General features: G+C 65.3%; 18 protein-coding genes. 9 read left to right on the top strand and 9 right to left on the bottom strand.

Annotated features, from left to right (window positions below; genetic code table 11):
- Nucleotides 1-94: 94 nt before the first annotated feature.
- The 4 genes from ACXAED_RS14695 to gatC are packed head-to-tail and all read right to left on the bottom strand — an operon-like array spanning nucleotide 95 to nucleotide 3,361.
- Nucleotides 95-784 carry an N-acetylmuramoyl-L-alanine amidase gene (locus ACXAED_RS14695; RefSeq protein WP_475050958.1) on the bottom strand — a complete coding sequence of 230 codons (690 nt, stop codon included), beginning with the start codon at nucleotides 782-784 and terminating at the stop codon, nucleotides 95-97.
- A complete protein-coding gene (locus tag ACXAED_RS14690) occupies nucleotides 784-1,539 on the bottom strand; it encodes a hypothetical protein (protein ID WP_475050957.1) in 756 nt (251 codons plus the stop codon). Before ACXAED_RS14690 ends, ACXAED_RS14695 begins: the two co-directional genes overlap by 1 nt.
- A gap of 41 nt (nucleotides 1,540-1,580) precedes the next feature.
- Nucleotides 1,581-3,068: an Asp-tRNA(Asn)/Glu-tRNA(Gln) amidotransferase subunit GatA gene (gatA, locus tag ACXAED_RS14685; RefSeq protein WP_475050956.1), complete on the bottom strand. Its 1,488-nt coding sequence runs from the start codon at nucleotides 3,066-3,068 to the stop codon at nucleotides 1,581-1,583.
- Nucleotides 3,069-3,073: 5 nt separating this feature from the next.
- Nucleotides 3,074-3,361 (bottom strand): Asp-tRNA(Asn)/Glu-tRNA(Gln) amidotransferase subunit GatC, encoded by a 288-nt coding sequence (gene gatC / locus ACXAED_RS14680; protein WP_222478346.1) that lies wholly within the window; start codon nucleotides 3,359-3,361, stop codon nucleotides 3,074-3,076.
- Nucleotides 3,362-3,535: 174 nt separating this feature from the next.
- Here gatC and ACXAED_RS14675 point away from each other — a divergent pair, with 174 nt between their 5' ends.
- Entirely contained in the window at nucleotides 3,536-4,228 is a 693-nt protein-coding gene (locus ACXAED_RS14675; protein WP_475050954.1) for a metal-dependent hydrolase, read from the top strand.
- Nucleotides 4,229-4,333: 105 nt separating this feature from the next.
- On the opposite strand, the gene ACXAED_RS14670 is transcribed toward ACXAED_RS14675, so the two are convergent.
- The 4 genes from ACXAED_RS14670 to ACXAED_RS14655 all read right to left on the bottom strand — a co-directional run bounded on the left by ACXAED_RS14670 (nucleotide 4,334) and on the right by ACXAED_RS14655 (nucleotide 6,393).
- The gene (locus ACXAED_RS14670) at nucleotides 4,334-4,957 is read right to left on the bottom strand and encodes a DNA-3-methyladenine glycosylase I (protein ID WP_475050953.1); all 624 of its coding nucleotides are present in this window, start codon (nucleotides 4,955-4,957) and stop codon (nucleotides 4,334-4,336) included.
- Nucleotides 4,954-5,247: a YciI family protein gene (locus ACXAED_RS14665; RefSeq protein ID WP_475050951.1), complete on the bottom strand. Its 294-nt coding sequence runs from the start codon at nucleotides 5,245-5,247 to the stop codon at nucleotides 4,954-4,956. The genes ACXAED_RS14670 and ACXAED_RS14665 overlap by 4 nt, the downstream gene beginning before the upstream one ends.
- A gap of 21 nt (nucleotides 5,248-5,268) precedes the next feature.
- On the bottom strand, nucleotides 5,269-5,850 hold the full coding sequence (locus ACXAED_RS14660; protein WP_475050949.1) for a TetR/AcrR family transcriptional regulator: 582 nt from the start codon (nucleotides 5,848-5,850) through the stop codon (nucleotides 5,269-5,271).
- Between the two features lie 93 nt (nucleotides 5,851-5,943).
- A complete protein-coding gene (locus ACXAED_RS14655) occupies nucleotides 5,944-6,393 on the bottom strand; it encodes a nucleoside deaminase (protein WP_475050948.1) in 450 nt (149 codons plus the stop codon).
- 61 nt (nucleotides 6,394-6,454) lie between these two features.
- On the opposite strand from ACXAED_RS14655, the gene ACXAED_RS14650 reads away from it, so the two are divergent.
- The 6 genes from ACXAED_RS14650 to ACXAED_RS14625 all read left to right on the top strand — a co-directional run bounded on the left by ACXAED_RS14650 (nucleotide 6,455) and on the right by ACXAED_RS14625 (nucleotide 13,121).
- Complete coding sequence (locus ACXAED_RS14650) at nucleotides 6,455-7,480, top strand: pseudouridine synthase (protein ID WP_475050946.1); 1,026 nt, start codon at nucleotides 6,455-6,457, stop codon at nucleotides 7,478-7,480.
- 174 nt (nucleotides 7,481-7,654) lie between these two features.
- Entirely contained in the window at nucleotides 7,655-8,548 is an 894-nt protein-coding gene (locus tag ACXAED_RS14645; protein ID WP_475050945.1) for a 5-bromo-4-chloroindolyl phosphate hydrolysis family protein, read from the top strand.
- A gap of 18 nt (nucleotides 8,549-8,566) precedes the next feature.
- The gene (locus ACXAED_RS14640; protein ID WP_475050944.1) at nucleotides 8,567-9,757 is read left to right on the top strand and encodes a toxic anion resistance protein; all 1,191 of its coding nucleotides are present in this window, start codon (nucleotides 8,567-8,569) and stop codon (nucleotides 9,755-9,757) included.
- Nucleotides 9,758-9,786: 29 nt separating this feature from the next.
- Nucleotides 9,787-10,704 (top strand): DUF2927 domain-containing protein, encoded by a 918-nt coding sequence (locus tag ACXAED_RS14635; protein WP_475050943.1) that lies wholly within the window; start codon nucleotides 9,787-9,789, stop codon nucleotides 10,702-10,704.
- A 25-nt stretch (nucleotides 10,705-10,729) separates the two neighbouring features.
- Nucleotides 10,730-11,911 (top strand): SPFH domain-containing protein, encoded by a 1,182-nt coding sequence (locus ACXAED_RS14630; RefSeq protein ID WP_475050942.1) that lies wholly within the window; start codon nucleotides 10,730-10,732, stop codon nucleotides 11,909-11,911.
- 88 nt (nucleotides 11,912-11,999) lie between these two features.
- Entirely contained in the window at nucleotides 12,000-13,121 is a 1,122-nt protein-coding gene (locus ACXAED_RS14625) for a TFIIB-type zinc ribbon-containing protein (protein WP_475053122.1), read from the top strand.
- Nucleotides 13,122-13,226: 105 nt separating this feature from the next.
- Here ACXAED_RS14625 and ACXAED_RS14620 read toward each other — a convergent pair whose 3' ends face one another.
- Nucleotides 13,227-13,646, bottom strand: coding sequence for an Hsp20/alpha crystallin family protein (locus ACXAED_RS14620; protein WP_475050941.1), 420 nt, complete (start codon nucleotides 13,644-13,646; stop codon nucleotides 13,227-13,229).
- Between the two features lie 106 nt (nucleotides 13,647-13,752).
- Here ACXAED_RS14620 and ACXAED_RS14615 point away from each other — a divergent pair, with 106 nt between their 5' ends.
- Nucleotides 13,753-14,457: a nitroreductase gene (locus ACXAED_RS14615; protein ID WP_475050939.1), complete on the top strand. Its 705-nt coding sequence runs from the start codon at nucleotides 13,753-13,755 to the stop codon at nucleotides 14,455-14,457.
- Between the two features lie 22 nt (nucleotides 14,458-14,479).
- Complete coding sequence (gene dtd / locus ACXAED_RS14610) at nucleotides 14,480-14,926, top strand: D-aminoacyl-tRNA deacylase (RefSeq protein ID WP_475050938.1); 447 nt, start codon at nucleotides 14,480-14,482, stop codon at nucleotides 14,924-14,926.
- Nucleotides 14,927-15,083: the final 157 nt, after the last annotated feature.

Raw genomic sequence — 15,083 nt, 5'->3', positions numbered from 1 at the left:
CCAGGATATTTCCAGCCAGATGAAGAATGGATCCCTTATTCATCTGGCCCCAAATATCCCGGAGCGCGAGGCAGAGCCTCGCATAATACCAGACTTAAAGCGCGTCAGCCCCCAGAGGGGCGAAATCCGCGGACGTCAGCGGGCCGCGCGCCCAGGGGCGGAACCGTAAGCGGACGGCGGCCAGAAGCGCCTCATCATCCGCTGCGGCGGTAAAGCCGGCTGCCGCGGCGGACTTGCGGAACAGTTCAAATGAAGGATCCTGCGGCACTTTTCCTTTGCTTGCCGCTGCCGCCAGGCCCTGCCGTGCCAGCCGGTTCCAGTCGAAGCGCGGGCCGGGATCGGACTTGCGCCCCGGTGCCATGCAGGAATGCCCGATCACCCCCGGCGCAGAGATGTCCCAGCGCTGCATCACGCCGTGCATGAGTTTTTCCAGCGCCGCCATTTGCGGCGCGCTGAAGGGGTGCGTGCCGAGGTTGTCGAGTTCGATTCCGATGGAACGGGAGTTGATGTCGTCCTGGCCGCTCCATTCGCCGGCCCCGGCGTGCCAGGCGCGGTGGTCTTCAGCCACCATCTGCCACAGGGTACCGTCGGCCCCGATCAGATAGTGCGCCGAAACCTCGGCCGCCGGGTCGCAGAGCCGCTCAAGCGCGGCCTGTGCACTCTTCATGGCGGTGTAGTGCAAAACGATCAGGGACGGCGTCAGACCGTCCCTGCGGGGCCCGAAATTCGGACTGGGGTGCCAGACGGCGCCCGGCTGGTCAGCCCCGCGCGGGTCCGCCGCCATCAGTTCTGGACGGCCAGCCGGTAAGGTGCCGGGTCCCAGCCGCAGGCATAACCGTCGCCATCCGGGTCCAGCGCTTTGCGGTCGCGTTCCGGCCCGCCGGAGTCGAGGAAGGCGACCTGGGCCTGATCGGGAGACGCAAACTCTGCGCAGTTGCGCTGGTTGCGGGCCTTCAGGTTGATGCCGGAGCGGCTGTAGACGCGCACGCCCTTTGGGTTGCTGGTGCTGAGAGCATAGCGCACGATGTTGGGCCCTGCCTCCTCCGTGCGCTGCGGCACTGCAACCGGCTGCACCTGCTGGTATTGCGCCCGCTGACGCTCCAGCCGGGCGGCGTCGCTCTCGATCGACTGCCGGGCGGAGACCGCCTGGAAGTCGTTCTCATCAGAGATCCGCGGGCTTCCGGCCAGCTGCGGCGCCGGGTTCGACGGGCTCGCCTGCACCGGCGCAGCACCGGCACCGGCGCTGGAGGCAGCGAGGGCCGCGGCGGTTTCGCGGGCGATGTCCGCGTCGCTGGCAGTGTTGAACGTGCCCGCCGCAGCCGCCGTGGCCGGGCTGCGCGGGGCTGACGCGGCTTGATAGGGTTCCGTCGAAACCCGCGCCGGCGGCACCAGCGGATCGCCATTGATGGTGGTGCCCGCGGCAGGCGCCGGCGCAAAGGGATCGCCGTCGATGCCAGCGGCGCTGTCGGGGAGCTGCGGAGAACAGGCAGCCATAACCAAGAGGCTGCCTGCGGCGGCGTAAGATGCGAATGCGCGCATGGGGTTACCTGTCTGCTCTGCTCAAGTGCTGAGGCAGAGGCTTACCACCATTGCTGCGGCTTGGCTACAAAGCCGGCCGCATTCTCCAGCGCATAGGCAGTGTTCAGCAGATCGCCTTCTTCCCAAGGCTTGCCGATCAGCTGCAGACCCAGCGGCAGACCCTGCTTGTCGAGCCCTGCCGGCACCGCCACACCCGGCAGGCCTGCCAGGTTCACGGTCACGGTGAAGACGTCGTTCAGGTACATCTGCACCGGATCCGCCTCGGTCATCTCGCCCAGGCCAAAGGCCGCCGACGGGGTGGCCGGGGTCAGGATGGCGTCGACGCCGGCGGCAAAGACGTCCTCGAAGTCCTTTTTGATCAGAGTGCGGACGCGGCGGGCGCGGTTGTAATAGGCATCGTAGAAGCCTGCCGACAGCACATAGGTGCCGACCATCACCCGGCGCTGCACCTCGTGGCCGAAGCCTTCGGCGCGGGTTTTCTCGTACATCTCGGTGATGCCGTCGCCCGCTTCCAGCGTGGCGCGGCGGCCGTAGCGGACACCGTCATAGCGCGCGAGGTTCGACGACGCCTCAGCCGGGGCAATCACATAGTAGGCCGGCAGCGCATACTTGGTGTGCGGCAGCGAGATGTCGACGATCTCGGCACCGGCTGCTTTCAGCATCTCGGCGCCATCGGACCACAGCTTCTCGATCTCGCCCGGCATGCCGTCCATGCGGTATTCCTTGGGGATACCGATTTTCTTGCCCTTGATGTCGCCGGTCAGCATCGCCTCAAAATCCGGCACCGCCAGTTCGGCAGAGGTCGAATCCTTGGGGTCGTGGCCGCACATGGCTTCCAGCATGATGGCGGCGTCGCGCACCGATTTGGTCATCGGGCCCGCCTGGTCCAGCGAGGAGGCAAAGGCAACGATGCCCCAGCGCGAGCAGCGACCGTAGGTCGGCTTGATGCCGACGGTGCCGGTGAAGGCGGCGGGCTGGCGGATAGAGCCGCCGGTGTCGGTGCCGGTGGCGGCCAGGCACAGGTCGGCGGCCACAGCAGCGGCAGAGCCGCCGGAGGAGCCGCCCGGGGTCAGCTGGGCGTCGTCATTGCCGCGGCGCCAGGGGCTGACAGCATTGCCGTAGACTGAGGTTTCGTTGGAGGAGCCCATGGCGAACTCATCCATGTTCAGCTTGCCCAGCATCACGGAGCCGGCATCAGCCAGCTTCTGCGAAACGGTGGATTCATACTCCGGCTTGAAACCTTCCAGGATCTTGGAGGCTGCTTGCGAAGGCACGCCTTTGGTGCAGAACAGGTCCTTGATACCGACCGGCAGGCCGCACATGGAGGGCGCATCGCCCGCCTTGATGCGTTCATCCGCAGCCTTGGCGCGCTCCATCGCAATCTCAGGCGTCTTGTGAACGAAAGCATTTAGCGCGTCGGCCGCATCAATGGCCTTGAGGCAGGCCTCGGTCAGCTCGGCGGAGGTGGTGTCGCCCTTGCGCAGCGCGTCGCGGGCCTCTGCCAGGCCCAGTTTGTTCAGATCGCTCATGTCTTTCACTCCACGACTTTGGGCACTGCGAAGAAACCTTCGCGGGCATCCGGTGCGTTGGCCAGCACCTTGTCCTGCTGGTTGCCATCGGTGACTTCGTCCGCCCGGCGCTTCAGGCGCTGCGGGGTGACCGAGGTCATCGGCTCGACGCCCTCGACATCCACCTCATTCAGCTGCTCGATGAAGCCCAGGATATTGTTGAACTCGTCTGCCAGCGCCGGCAGCGCGTCATCCTCGACCTTGATCCGGGCCAGTTTGGCCACCTTGGCGGCGGTGCTTTGGTCAATCGACATGGAAACCCTCATCTGGTGTTGGATAGGCATTTACCGCCGTGCCGCCTGCGCTGCAAGCCGGCTGGGGCGTGCCGCGCCCGGAAACCGGCGGCCCCCGCATTTCCGGCACGTCCGCATATCATTTTCGCACCAGCCTGTTACGCTGCGCACAACAAAACCGGGAGGAGATAAGAGATGAAGATCATTTGGCTGGGCCACGGCTCGTTCCGCATCGAAGCAAGCGGCCAGGTGCTGCTGGTGGATCCCTGGCTGACCGGCAATCCGGTGCTGCCCGAAGACCAGCATGAAGCGGCGGTTGCGGGCGCCACCCACATCCTCCTCACCCATGTGCATTTCGACCATGTGGTCGATGTGCTGCCGCTGGCGAAGCGGCTGGAGGTGCCGGTGATCGGCCAGTACGACCTGATGGGGTTGTGGGGCGAGACCGAAGCTGTGCAAACAGTCGGCTTCAACAAGGGCGGCACCGTGGATCTGGACGGGGTGAAGGTTGCGATGGTCCCGGCCTCGCACAGCTCCACCTTCAGCACCCAGGACGGGCTGCGCACCGGCGGCTCGGAAGTGGGATACATGGTGATGGCAGAGGGCAAGACGGTCTATTTGTCAGGCGACACCGCCATTATGGCGGACATGGATTGGATGGGGGACTATTACAAGCCGGATGTCGGCATCCTGTCCGCCGGCGGCCATTTCACCATGGACATGAAACAGGCGGCCTATGCGGCCAAACGGTACTTCAACTTCAAAACGGTGATTCCCTGCCACTACAAAAGCTTCCCGGTGCTGGAGCAGGACGCCACGGACCTGATCGAAGGCTTGCCCGGGGTTGAGGTGATCGAGCCGGAGGTGATGAAGGCGATCGAAATCTGAACCGCCAAGACTACTGGGAGGTCTCCCGCCAGGCGCTGGATCTGCAGCGCAGATCCGCGCCCGTTGGGCCGGGCGCCGGGCCTGACGGCCCGGCGCGGCAGTGCCTCAATCTTGGGCTTTCAGTTCCGGCACGGAAAAGGCTTTGCGCGCTGCCGCGGCCTTTTCGCGGCAGATGCAGCCGTGCGCGTGGTCGTTGATCAGCCCCATCGCCTGCATGAAGGCAAAGGCGGTGGTGGGGCCGACAAATTTCCAGCCGCGTTTCTTCAGCGCCTTCGAGAGCGCTACCGATTCCGGGCTGGTGGAGGCGGTCTGCGGCTCCGGCAGGTTGTCCGGCGCAGGCTCAAAACTCCAGAAAAACGCCGCCAGCGAGCCCGCCTCCTCCACCAGCTCCTGGGCACGGGCGGCGTTATTGATCACCGCCTCGATCTTGCCGCGATGGCGGATGATGCCCTTGTCCTGCAAGAGCCGCTCCACATCCGCTGGGCCGAATTTCGCCATCTCGTTGAAGTCGAACCCAGCAAAGGCGGCGCGGAAATTCTCGCGCTTGTCCAGAATGGTCCGCCAGCTGAGGCCGGACTGGAAGCTTTCCAGGCAGACCTTCTCGAACAGGCGGATGTCGTCGCCCACCGGATAGCCCCATTCCTCGTCGTGGTAGCGCAGGAAGTCCGGGGCCGAGGCGCTCCAGGCGCAACGGGGATTGCCATCGGCCGCGGTGAAGATGTGGCTCATTCGCCGCCCCGCAGGAAATCAAGCCGCGGGTCCATCATGGTCGGCGCCACGCCGATGATTTCCGGCTCCACCACACCGCCGGTTACAAAAGGATCCTGCGCGACGCGGGCAGCAAGGTCCTCTTCGCTTTCGCCCACGGCAAGGATCGCTCCGCCTTCGCCATCGGTCATGGACCCGGCAGCAAGGAACACCCCGTCCTCAAATCCCTGCTGGAGCCAGGCCTTGTGGCCCTCCAGAAACTCGGCCAGCCGGTCTTTCTGCGCCGCAAATGTCAGCAGTATGAAATACATGATCGTCTCCTGAGATGTGTATTAGAGGGTGTGATCCTGCGGCAGCTGATCCCGGAGCCAGTCCTGCATCAGCGCCACTTCGCGGTCGATAAAATCCAGGTCGCCGAACGCCTGTGCCAATACCGCCACGCCCTGGCTGCGGGCCAGCAGATGCATCGCCAGGCTGCCGGACCGCGCGCCGCACCCCAGCGCCTGAAACTGCTGGGTGAGCCAGTCCTGAAACAGCGTGAAGAGTGCGGCGGCCTGTCCCTGCGCCGCGTGATTCAGCTTGCCCAGCTCCGCCACCAGCGTGCCAACCGGGCAGCCATAGAGCGCGATCTTGGCCTGATTGGCGATCAGGATACGGATGAAGCAGGTGATCCGCTGCTCCGCAGTATGGCCCTCCGCCTGCCAGCTGTTCAGCAGGGCACGGGTGCTGGCCATCCGGCGCGCGATAACCGCTTCAAGAATCTCATCTTTGGTCTTGAAATGATAATAGAAATTGCCGCGCGAGATACCGACCGCCGCGGCGATATCCGCAAATGATGCCGCCTCGAACCCGCGCTCATAAAACAGCTGGTCCGCGGCCTCAGTGATCCGGTCTTTGGTTGTTTCCTGCGCCACATCACGCCTCTAGGACAATTGACCCAGATGCTTATAGGACAAATGCCCTAATGCGGCAACAGCAAAGGCAGCCGCAGCCCCGCCCCGGTGCGATCAGCGTTTCTTTGCAAAAAACTCCTTGAGCAGCGCGCTGGCCTCCCCTTCCGCTATGCCGTCATAAACCTCCGGCGCATGATGCGCCTGCGGGTGGGAGAACACGCAGGCGCCATGGGCCACACCGCCGGACTTGGGGTCGGAGGCACCGTAATAGACGCGGCGGATGCGGGCGGCGGCGATGGCGGCGGCGCACATGGCGCAGGGTTCCAGCGTGACATAGAGGTCGTAACCCGTCAGCCGCTCGCTGCCCAGGCTCGCACAGGCCTCGCGGATGGTCAGGATCTCGGCGTGGGCGGTAGGGTCATTCAGTTCGCGCGTGCGGTTTCCCGCCAGCGCCGCGACCTGCCCGTCCGGCGCGATCAGCGCAGCGCCGACCGGCACCTCGCCGCGCTCCGCTGCCGCCCGCGCCTGTTCCAGCGCCTTATCCATATGCGATTTGAATGCCATGCCCCTTCCTGCCCGCGAATGCCCGCTTTCGCAAGGCAGCGGAATGCTCTATGGCACTTGCATGAGCAAAACACCCGCACCCCCCCAGGGCAAATCCGGCCCGAAATCCCAGCCTCGCAAGGCCGCTGCCAAACCGGAGGCCGGCGCTTCCCCCGAGGGCGACCGCATCGCCAAGGTCCTGTCGCGCGCAGGCGTTGCCTCGCGGCGCGAGGCCGAGAGGATGATTGCCGAGGGCCGCGTATCGGTGAATGGCAAGAAGATCGACAGCCCGGCGCTGAACGTAACCGCGAAAGACCGGATCAGCGTCGACGGCCAGCCGCTGCCGGAGGCCGAAGCGCCGCGGATGTGGCTCTATTACAAACCCATCGGGCTGGTGACGTCGAACAGCGACGAGAAGGGCCGCAAGACGATCTTTGACGAGCTGCCGGAGGACATGCCGCGGGTGATGACGGTTGGCCGCCTCGACCTGAACTCCGAGGGGCTGCTGCTGCTGACAAATGACGGCGGCATCAAGCGCAAGCTGGAGCTGCCCGCAACCGGCTGGCTGCGCCGCTACCGGGTGCGGATCAACGGCCGCCCCAAGGACGAGGATTTTGCCCCGCTGCGCAAGGGCCTGGTGATCGACGGCGAGAAATTCCAGCCGATGACCGTTTCGCTGGACCGCCAGCAAGGCGCCAATGCCTGGCTGACCGTTGGCCTGCGCGAAGGCAAGAACCGCGAGATCCGCCGCGCGATGGAGGATATCGGGTTCAGCGTAAACCGGCTGCTGCGGGTTTCTTACGGGCCGTTCCAGCTGGGGAACCTGAACCCCGGCGAGGTAGAGGAACTGCGCCCCCGCGTGGTGCGCGACCAGTTGGGGCTTGCTGAGGAAGAGGAAAAACCGGCGGCCCGGCCCACCCGCTCCCGCGGCGGCAAGCATGCGGGACGGCCATTGGGTAAACCGGCGGGCAAACCGACGGGCAAAGCTGCAGGCAAGGGTCCCGGCAAACCCGGCAAACCAGCAGGCAAATCACCGGCACCGCGCGCAGAGCGCCCCGCCCAGCGCGGCGGCGGCAAACGGCCCGCCGGCAAAAATCCCCGCCGCTGAACCATTTCCCGCGGACTTCCCCCTAGCAACAGCGCCAGCTATCCCCTAGATTTCCAATCAGTTAATCTTCGCTGGCCGTTCCTGGGGGAGCTCGCGTGCAGAAAATTGCCTATGTCGCCCTGTTGATCCTGATGTTCGGTCTCAGCACCGGCTGGATCGTGGGGGGCTGAGAGGATGGCACAGCGTTACGGCGGCAAACACAGCCCTGGCAGCAAACCCGGACACCAAGGCTCCGCTCCGCAGCAGTCTTACCGCAATGCCCAAGTGGACCCGGTCGGGGTGCGCGCCAATGTGCTGTTTGTGCCGCCTGCCATTCTGGCTCTTCTGTCGCTGAACGACGGCGCAACCGGTCTGGGGCTGGGGCTGGCCGGCGCGGGCCTGTGGACAGGCGGCGCCTTCCTGTTGCGCGAGGGGCTCAAGGCCGAGGCCGCCTTTGCCGCCCGCAAGGTGGCCCGCAGACCCGCCCTGCCCCGCAAGATCCTGGCAGCCCTGCTGGCAGGCTCGGGCGCAGCGCTGGCAGCGTGGAAAGGGGAACCCGGCCTGCTGAGCGCCGTCATCTATGGTACGGCGGCGGCGGGCCTGCATCTTGCGGCCTTTGGAATCGACCCGCTGCGCGACAAGGGCGCGGAAGGTGCCGACACCTTCCAGCAGTCCCGGGTGGCCCGCGCTGTGGACGAGGCCGAGCAAAGCCTCGTCGCGATGAAGGACGCCGCCCTGCGCGCCCGCGACCGCAAGGTCGAGGCACGGGTGGAGCAATTCCAGTCCGTCGCCCGCGAGCTGTTCCGCACGGTGGAGGAAGACCCGCGCGATCTGACAGCCGCGCGCAAGTACCTGACCGTCTACCTGCAGGGTGCCCGTGACGCGACCGTGAAATTTGCCGATATCTATGCCCGCAGCCAGGACGCCGGTGCCCGGGAGAGCTATCTGGCACTGCTGGACGATCTGGAACAGAACTTTGCCGCGCGCACCCGCAAGATGCTGGTGGCGGACCGCGCGGACCTGACCATTGAAATTGATGTGCTGCGCGACAGGCTGCAGCGTGAAGGGGTCCATCTGGACCGGAACTGATTAGCGAGGAAGCCGTTCATGTCTGAAGCTGTTCAACAGAAAGCCGTCCAGGCCGAGGCCCTGGTCAAGGAGGTCACGGCGATCGAGCTGCCGGAACCCGTTGCTGAGGTGCAGCCGCTGGAGCAGGCAGACGCGCCAACCAGCGAGGCGATCCGGGTGCGGATGGACAAGATCGACATGGCGGATACCAATTCGATCATCCATTTCGGCTCAAACGCGCAGGCGGAATTGCAGACGATCAGCCAGGCGATGCTCTCGGACGTGCGCAACAAGGATGTGGGGCCCGCGGGCGACTCCCTGCGCAACATCGTGACCGCCATCCGCGGCTTTTCCGTCTCTGAGCTGGACATCCGCCGCAAACCGACCTTCTGGGAGCGGCTGCTGGGCAAGGCGGCACCCTTTGCCAAATTCACCGCACGCTATGAAAGCGTTCAGGGGCAGATCGACCGGATCACCGACGACTTGCTGGGCCACGAGCATCAGCTGCTCAAGGACATCAAGTCGCTCGACATGCTGTATGAGAAGACGCTGCAATTCTATGACGAGCTGGCGCTGTACATTGCCGCGGGTGAGGCCAAGCTGGCGCAGTTGGACGCCAAGGAGATCCCGGCCAAGGAGGCCGAGGTGCAGGCCGCGGCCGAAGACGACCAAGTGATGAAGGCGCAGGAACTGCGCGACCTCCGCGCCGCGCGCGACGACCTGGAGCGCCGGGTGCATGACCTCAAACTCACCCGTCAGGTCACCATGCAGTCGCTGCCCTCGATCCGGCTGGTGCAGGAGAACGACAAGTCGCTGGTGACCAAGATCAACTCGACGCTGGTGAACACCGTGCCGCTGTGGGAGACCCAGCTGGCCCAGGCGCTGACAATCCAGCGCTCGGCTCAGGCTGCCGCCGCCGTGCGCGACGCCAATGACCTGACCAACGAGCTCTTGACCTCCAACGCCGCCAATCTGCGCCAGTCCAACGAGATGATCCGGCAGGAGATGGAGCGCGGGGTGTTCGACATCGAGGCCGTCAAACAAGCCAATGCGGATCTGATCGGCACCATTCAGGACAGCCTGCGGATTGCGGACGAGGGCAAGGCCAAGCGTGCTGCCGCCGAGGCTGAACTGCAGAAGATGGAGGCAGAGCTGCGCGACACACTGGCCGCTGCCAAAGCCCGCGGTGACGGGGTTGGCGACAACGCGGGCACCGCGGTGCCGGGCTGAGAAAGGTATCAGGCGTGCTGGCATGCAGAGTGGTTTGGAATGGAGGCGCCCTCCTGGCCGGGGCTGTAGCCCTGTCGGCCTGCCTGCCGTTTTCCCAGCCGGAATCTCTGGTGCCGCAGCCCCGCCCTGCCGCGCCGGAGCCTGCGGTCTACAAACCCTCCGCCGACAGCGCCCAGCTGGCATACTACTACAATGCCCTGCAGCGGGACCTGCTGACCCGCGGCCTGCTGCGCACCGACGGCGGCGGCCCCGACACCCCCTATGACGCTGAAGATCTGGCCGAGAGTTTCGAAGCGCTGGCGTTTTACGATGAATACGGCGGCTCCGGCATCTCCGGCGGTTTGGGCCGCTGGGCAGGCCCGGTGCGGATCGCGGCAGAGTTCGGCCCCTCGGTGCCCGCGGCCCAGCGCGCAGCGGACCGCGAGACCCTCAGCGCCTACGCCGCCCGGCTGGCCCGGATCACAGGCCACCCGGTCGCCACCGTGGCCGCGCGCGGCAACTTCCACGTGATCTTTGCCAGCCTCGACGACAGCGCCTTTGTCGCCGAGCGGGTGCGCGAGCTGCTGCCTTCGATCAGCGCCAAGGACCTGTCGCTGCTGGCGGCGCCGCCGCGCAGTTTTTATTGCCTGGTGGTTGCGGGCGGGCCGCAAAGCGATCCGCTGTCCTACACCCGCGGGGTGGCGCTGATCCGGGCCGAGCATCCGGACCTGGTGCGCAAAAGCTGCGTGCATGAGGAAGTGGCGCAAGGCCTGGGCCTCAGAAACGACAGCCCGCGCGCGCGGCCCTCGATCTTCAACGACGATGACGAATTTGCGCTTCTGACCAGCTTTGACGAAAAACTGCTGCAGATGCTGTATGATCCAAGACTGAAAACGGGGATGAGCCTGGAAGAGGCCCGCCCCATCATCCGTATTCTCGCCCGCGAGGCGATGGGCCAGGAACTGTAGGCCGCCAAAGGAAGAGGACCGGCACATGGGTATTTTCGATTTTCTCAAAGGCGAATTCATTGATGTCATTCATTGGGTGGATGACACCCATGACACCATGGTCTGGCGGTTCGAGCGTGAAGGGCATGCCATCAAATACGGCGCCAAACTGACGGTGCGCGAGGGCCAAGCGGCGGTCTTTGTGCACGAGGGCCAGCTGGCCGATGTGTTCACGCCGGGTCTCTATATGCTTGAGACCAACAACATGCCGATCATGACCACGCTGCAGCATTGGGACCACGCTTTCCAGTCGCCGTTCAAGTCGGAAATCTACTTCGTCGACACCACCCGGTTCAGCGACCTCAAATGGGGCACCAAGAACCCGATCATCTGCCGCGATCCGGAATTCGGTCCGGTGCGGCTGCGCGCCTATGGCACCTATACGATCAAGGTGGCCGATCCGGCCCGCTTCCTGAGTGAAATCGTCGGCACCGACGGCGAGTTCACGATGGACGAGATCTCCTATCAGATCCGAAACATCATCGTGCAGGAATTCTCCCGCGTGGTTGCAGGCTCCGGCATCCCGGTGCTGGACATGGCCGCCAATACCGCCGACCTGGGCAAGCTGGTGGCGGCGGAAATATCCGGCACGCTGGCCGACTACGGCCTGATGATGCCAGAGCTCTATATCGAGAACATCTCGCTGCCGCCCGCGGTGGAAGAGGCACTGGACAAGCGCACCCAGATGGGGGTGCTGGGCGATCTGGGCCGCTATACCCAGTTTTCCGCGGCTGAGGCGATGACCGCAGCGGCCAGGACTCCGAACAGCGGCATGGGCGCAGGCATGGGGATGGGTATGGGAATGGCGATGGCGCAGCAGATGGGCCAGGCCATGCAGGGAGGCGCGCCCTCTCAGGCAGCGGTTCAGCCGGCCGGGCCATGGGGCGCACGGCCCGAACCCGCTGCGCTGCAAGCGGCTGCGCCCGTGGCGCCGCCCCCGCCGCCGGTCGAGCATGTCTGGCATATCGCGGTGGACGGTCAGACCTCCGGGCCGTACTCCAAAGCGCGGATGGGGCGGATGGCGCAGGACGGCAGCCTGACGCGCGACACTCACGTCTGGACCCCGGGCCAGGACGGCTGGAAACGGGCGGGCGATGTGATGGAACTGGCGCAGCTGTTCACCATCCTGCCGCCGCCTCCGCCCCCGCCGGCCCCGCCAGCCGGCTGAGCCTTGGCTGCGGCGGCGTCCGGACCGCGATGCCGCCGCCCGCATTCCTTCAAATTTTTTTCCACCGCAGGTTTCCCTCCCCGTGACGATGCCCCCGCCGCCGCCAGCCGCCAGCGCGCCCTCTGCCCCTGAGGACAGCCACCGCTTCCCCTGCCCAAATTGCGGCGCCGATTACCGGTTTGACCCGAACGCCGGCGCGCTGATCTGCGATCATTGCGGCCGCCGCGAAGAGGTCCGCAGCGGGCCCTGGAAAGGCTCCGCCCTGCGGGAGCTGGATTTCCGCTCTGCCATTGCCGAACAGCTGCCGGAGGCAGAGATCGAAGTCACCCGCGTCTCCGTCTGCCCCAATTGCGCGGCGCAGGTGGAGTTCGATCCTGATACCCACGCCAGGGAATGCCCGTTCTGCGCCACTCCCGTCGTCACCGGCACTGGCGAGAACCGGCACATCAAGCCCAAGGGGGTGCTGCCTTTCGCCGTCGAGGAACGCGCGGCGCACAAGGCCATGACCGACTGGCTGGGCCAGTTGTGGTTCGCACCGAATGGCCTCAAGGAATACGCCCGCAAGGGGCGGCGGATGCAGGGCATCTACGTGCCCTACTGGACCTATGACGCCCAGACCCGCAGCTCCTACACCGGCCAGCGCGGAACTGTCTACTATGTGACCGAGACCTTCCAGCGGGACGGCAAGATGCAGACCCGGCAGGTGGCCAAGGTGCGCTGGCGGCCCGCGGCCGGGCGGGTGCAGCGGTTCTTTGACGATGTGCTGGTGCTCGCCTCCAAGAGCCTGCCAAAGCGGTATACCGAGGCGCTGGAACCGTGGGACCTGTCACAGCTTGAACCCTATCAGCCGCAGTATCTGGCAGGCTTCCGGGCCGAGGCCTATACAGTGGACCTGGAGGCAGGCTTTGCCGTGGCAGGGCAGACGATGGAGCGCGTTATCGAGCGTGACGTGCGGTTTGACATCGGCGGCGACCGGCAGCGCATCAGCAGCATCGACACGCAGATGTCCGATGTGACCTTCAAGCACATCCTGCTGCCGGTCTGGCTGGCGGCCTATAAGTACCGTGGCAAGACCTACCGCTTTGTGGTGAACGGGCAATCGGGCCGGGTGCAGGGCGAACGGCCCTACTCAGCCTGGAAGATTGCCGCTGCGGTTATTGCGGCCCTGGCGGTCGCAGCGGGCATTGCCCTGCTGGCGAGCCAGCAGTAACCCCTGAAAAAGCAGAAGGGGGAGCAGCCTCCCCCTTCTTTCCCGGCCAATACCTGCTCCCGGATCTGAGCCGGGACCCTGGCCGCCCTCCCTGTCAGGGTTCTGTCAGCCCTTGCTGATCTCGATTTTCCGGGCGGTTTCAGGCTGCTCCAGCGCCTTCTTCGGCACCGAAACATGCAAAACACCGTCTTCCATTCTGGCAGAGGCCGCCTGCCCGTCAGCATCCTCCGGCAGGCGGAAGGAGCGACGGAATGCCCCGTACTGGCGTTCGCTGAAGTACCAGGTGTCGCCCGACTTCTCGGATTGGGTCTTCTTCTCGCCGCGGATCGTCAGCACGCCGTTGTCCACGGTCAGCTCGACATCCCCCAAGGCGACGCCAGGAAGCTCCATCGCAATATCGTAAGCTTCTTTGCCCGACGACGCCTCCGTTGCGGGATTCAGCCAATCGGCGAGACGGGTTCCGAAGCTGCGGAAAGGATCGTAAAGCGACGGCCAGAAGCCGCCATGTTCGGTTTTTTCCACCATAGTCCAACCTCCTTTCGTGTTTCGGCCCATTGTACCTCTGACGCTGCGGCACTGCTTTGATCCCGCGCAATCCGGGCGCTTGCGCAAAGGAATTTCTGACGCCAGTGTGGCCCTCAGCCGCCTGGAGGAACTGGATGTGAAACCCGCTCTGCAAAGCCTGGACGCCCTGTTTGCCGCCCGCCACAGCTGCCGGGCCTTCCGCCCGGAGCCGGTGCCGCGCGCGGTGATCGAGGACATCCTGCGGACTGCTCAAAAGGTGCCCTCCTGGTGCAATGCGCAGCCCTGGAAGGTGACCATTTGCAGCGGTGCCGAGACGGAACGTTTGCGGGCCGCCCTGCTCACGGCGGCGGAGGGTGGCGGGCACAACCCGGACCTGCCCTTTCCAGATGGCTACTCAGCTGAGTACCAGCAGCGCCGCCGCGACTGCGGCTGGGCGCTCTATGAAGCTGTCGGCGTGCAAAAGGGCGACCGCGCCGGGTCGGCGCGGCAGATGATGGAGAATTACCGGCTGTTCGGCGCACCGCATTGCGCGATCCTGTCGTCTCCGGCAGAGCTGGGATCCTATGGCGCGATGGATTGCGGCGGCTTTGTCGCCGCCTTCACACTGGCCGCCCAGGCCGCGGGGGTTTCGAGCATCCCGCAAGCGGCGGTTGCCTCCTTTGCGCCGCTGCTGCATGAGCTGCTGGACATACCGGACGACCGGATCATCCTCTGCGCAATTTCCTTCGGCTACGGCGACGGGGACCACCCGGCCAACGGGTTCCGCACCAGCCGGGCGGCGCTGGAGGAATTTGCCGACTGGCGCGGCTGAGACAGAACAAGGACAAACACAAATGCGGGCATTGATTCAACGGGTCAGCGAGGCCTCGGTCACGGTGGATGGCGAAACCGTGGGAGAGATCGGCCCCGGCCTGCTGATCCTGGTCTGCGCGATGCAGGGCGACAGCGAGGCGCAGGCGGATCAGCTGGCCGCGAAAATCTCCAAGCTCAGGATCTTCAAGGATGACGGCGGCAAGATGAACCGCTCAGTGCTGGACACCGGCGGCAGCGCTTTGGTGGTCAGCCAGTTCACCCTGGCCGCCGACACCCGCCGCGGCAACCGGCCAGGGTTTTCAACGGCTGCCGCCCCGGCCGATGGGGAGCGGCTGTATGAATACTTCGCGGATCAGCTGACACGGCTTGGCCTCGGCACCGCCAAAGGCCGGTTCGGTGCTGACATGAAAGTTCGGCTTCTGAACGACGGCCCGGTGACCATCTGGATGGACACGGAACAGGTCTGATCCACGCCGCCGGAGCGCTGCCGCGGACTGCAGCTGCACCGCCTCCGGCGCGGGCCGCACGCAGGTGGCGCACGTCATGCGGGCGGCGGCGGGGCGACGTTTTCAGGCCAGAAAGCATCGATTCTATCCCTGTTACCGCCAGCATTGCCCCTCAATC

The sequence above is a fragment of the Leisingera sp. ABM4_103 genome (assembly GCF_056158685.1).
Note: the sequence above shows the minus strand (reverse complement) of the source record. Positions and strands in the feature narration are given on the sequence as shown.

Excerpts from the sequence above, each read along its gene's own strand:
- ACXAED_RS14695 (WP_475050958.1), bottom strand. The coding sequence starts at position 784 with ATGGCGGCGGACCCGCGCGGGGCTGACCAGCCGGGCGCCGTCTGGCAC.
- ACXAED_RS14690 (WP_475050957.1), bottom strand. The coding sequence starts at position 1,539 with ATGCGCGCATTCGCATCTTACGCCGCCGCAGGCAGCCTCTTGGTTATG.
- gatA (WP_475050956.1), bottom strand. The coding sequence starts at position 3,068 with ATGAGCGATCTGAACAAACTGGGCCTGGCAGAGGCCCGCGACGCGCTG.
- gatC (WP_222478346.1), bottom strand. The coding sequence starts at position 3,361 with ATGTCGATTGACCAAAGCACCGCCGCCAAGGTGGCCAAACTGGCCCGG.
- ACXAED_RS14675 (WP_475050954.1), top strand. The coding sequence starts at position 3,536 with ATGAAGATCATTTGGCTGGGCCACGGCTCGTTCCGCATCGAAGCAAGC.
- ACXAED_RS14670 (WP_475050953.1), bottom strand. The coding sequence starts at position 4,957 with ATGAGCCACATCTTCACCGCGGCCGATGGCAATCCCCGTTGCGCCTGG.
- ACXAED_RS14665 (WP_475050951.1), bottom strand. The coding sequence starts at position 5,247 with ATGTATTTCATACTGCTGACATTTGCGGCGCAGAAAGACCGGCTGGCC.
- ACXAED_RS14655 (WP_475050948.1), bottom strand. The coding sequence starts at position 6,393 with ATGGCATTCAAATCGCATATGGATAAGGCGCTGGAACAGGCGCGGGCG.
- ACXAED_RS14650 (WP_475050946.1), top strand. The coding sequence starts at position 6,455 with ATGAGCAAAACACCCGCACCCCCCCAGGGCAAATCCGGCCCGAAATCC.
- ACXAED_RS14645 (WP_475050945.1), top strand. The coding sequence starts at position 7,655 with ATGGCACAGCGTTACGGCGGCAAACACAGCCCTGGCAGCAAACCCGGA.
- ACXAED_RS14640 (WP_475050944.1), top strand. The coding sequence starts at position 8,567 with ATGTCTGAAGCTGTTCAACAGAAAGCCGTCCAGGCCGAGGCCCTGGTC.
- ACXAED_RS14630 (WP_475050942.1), top strand. The coding sequence starts at position 10,730 with ATGGGTATTTTCGATTTTCTCAAAGGCGAATTCATTGATGTCATTCAT.
- ACXAED_RS14625 (WP_475053122.1), top strand. The coding sequence starts at position 12,000 with ATGCCCCCGCCGCCGCCAGCCGCCAGCGCGCCCTCTGCCCCTGAGGAC.
- ACXAED_RS14620 (WP_475050941.1), bottom strand. The coding sequence starts at position 13,646 with ATGGTGGAAAAAACCGAACATGGCGGCTTCTGGCCGTCGCTTTACGAT.
- dtd (WP_475050938.1), top strand. The coding sequence starts at position 14,480 with ATGCGGGCATTGATTCAACGGGTCAGCGAGGCCTCGGTCACGGTGGAT.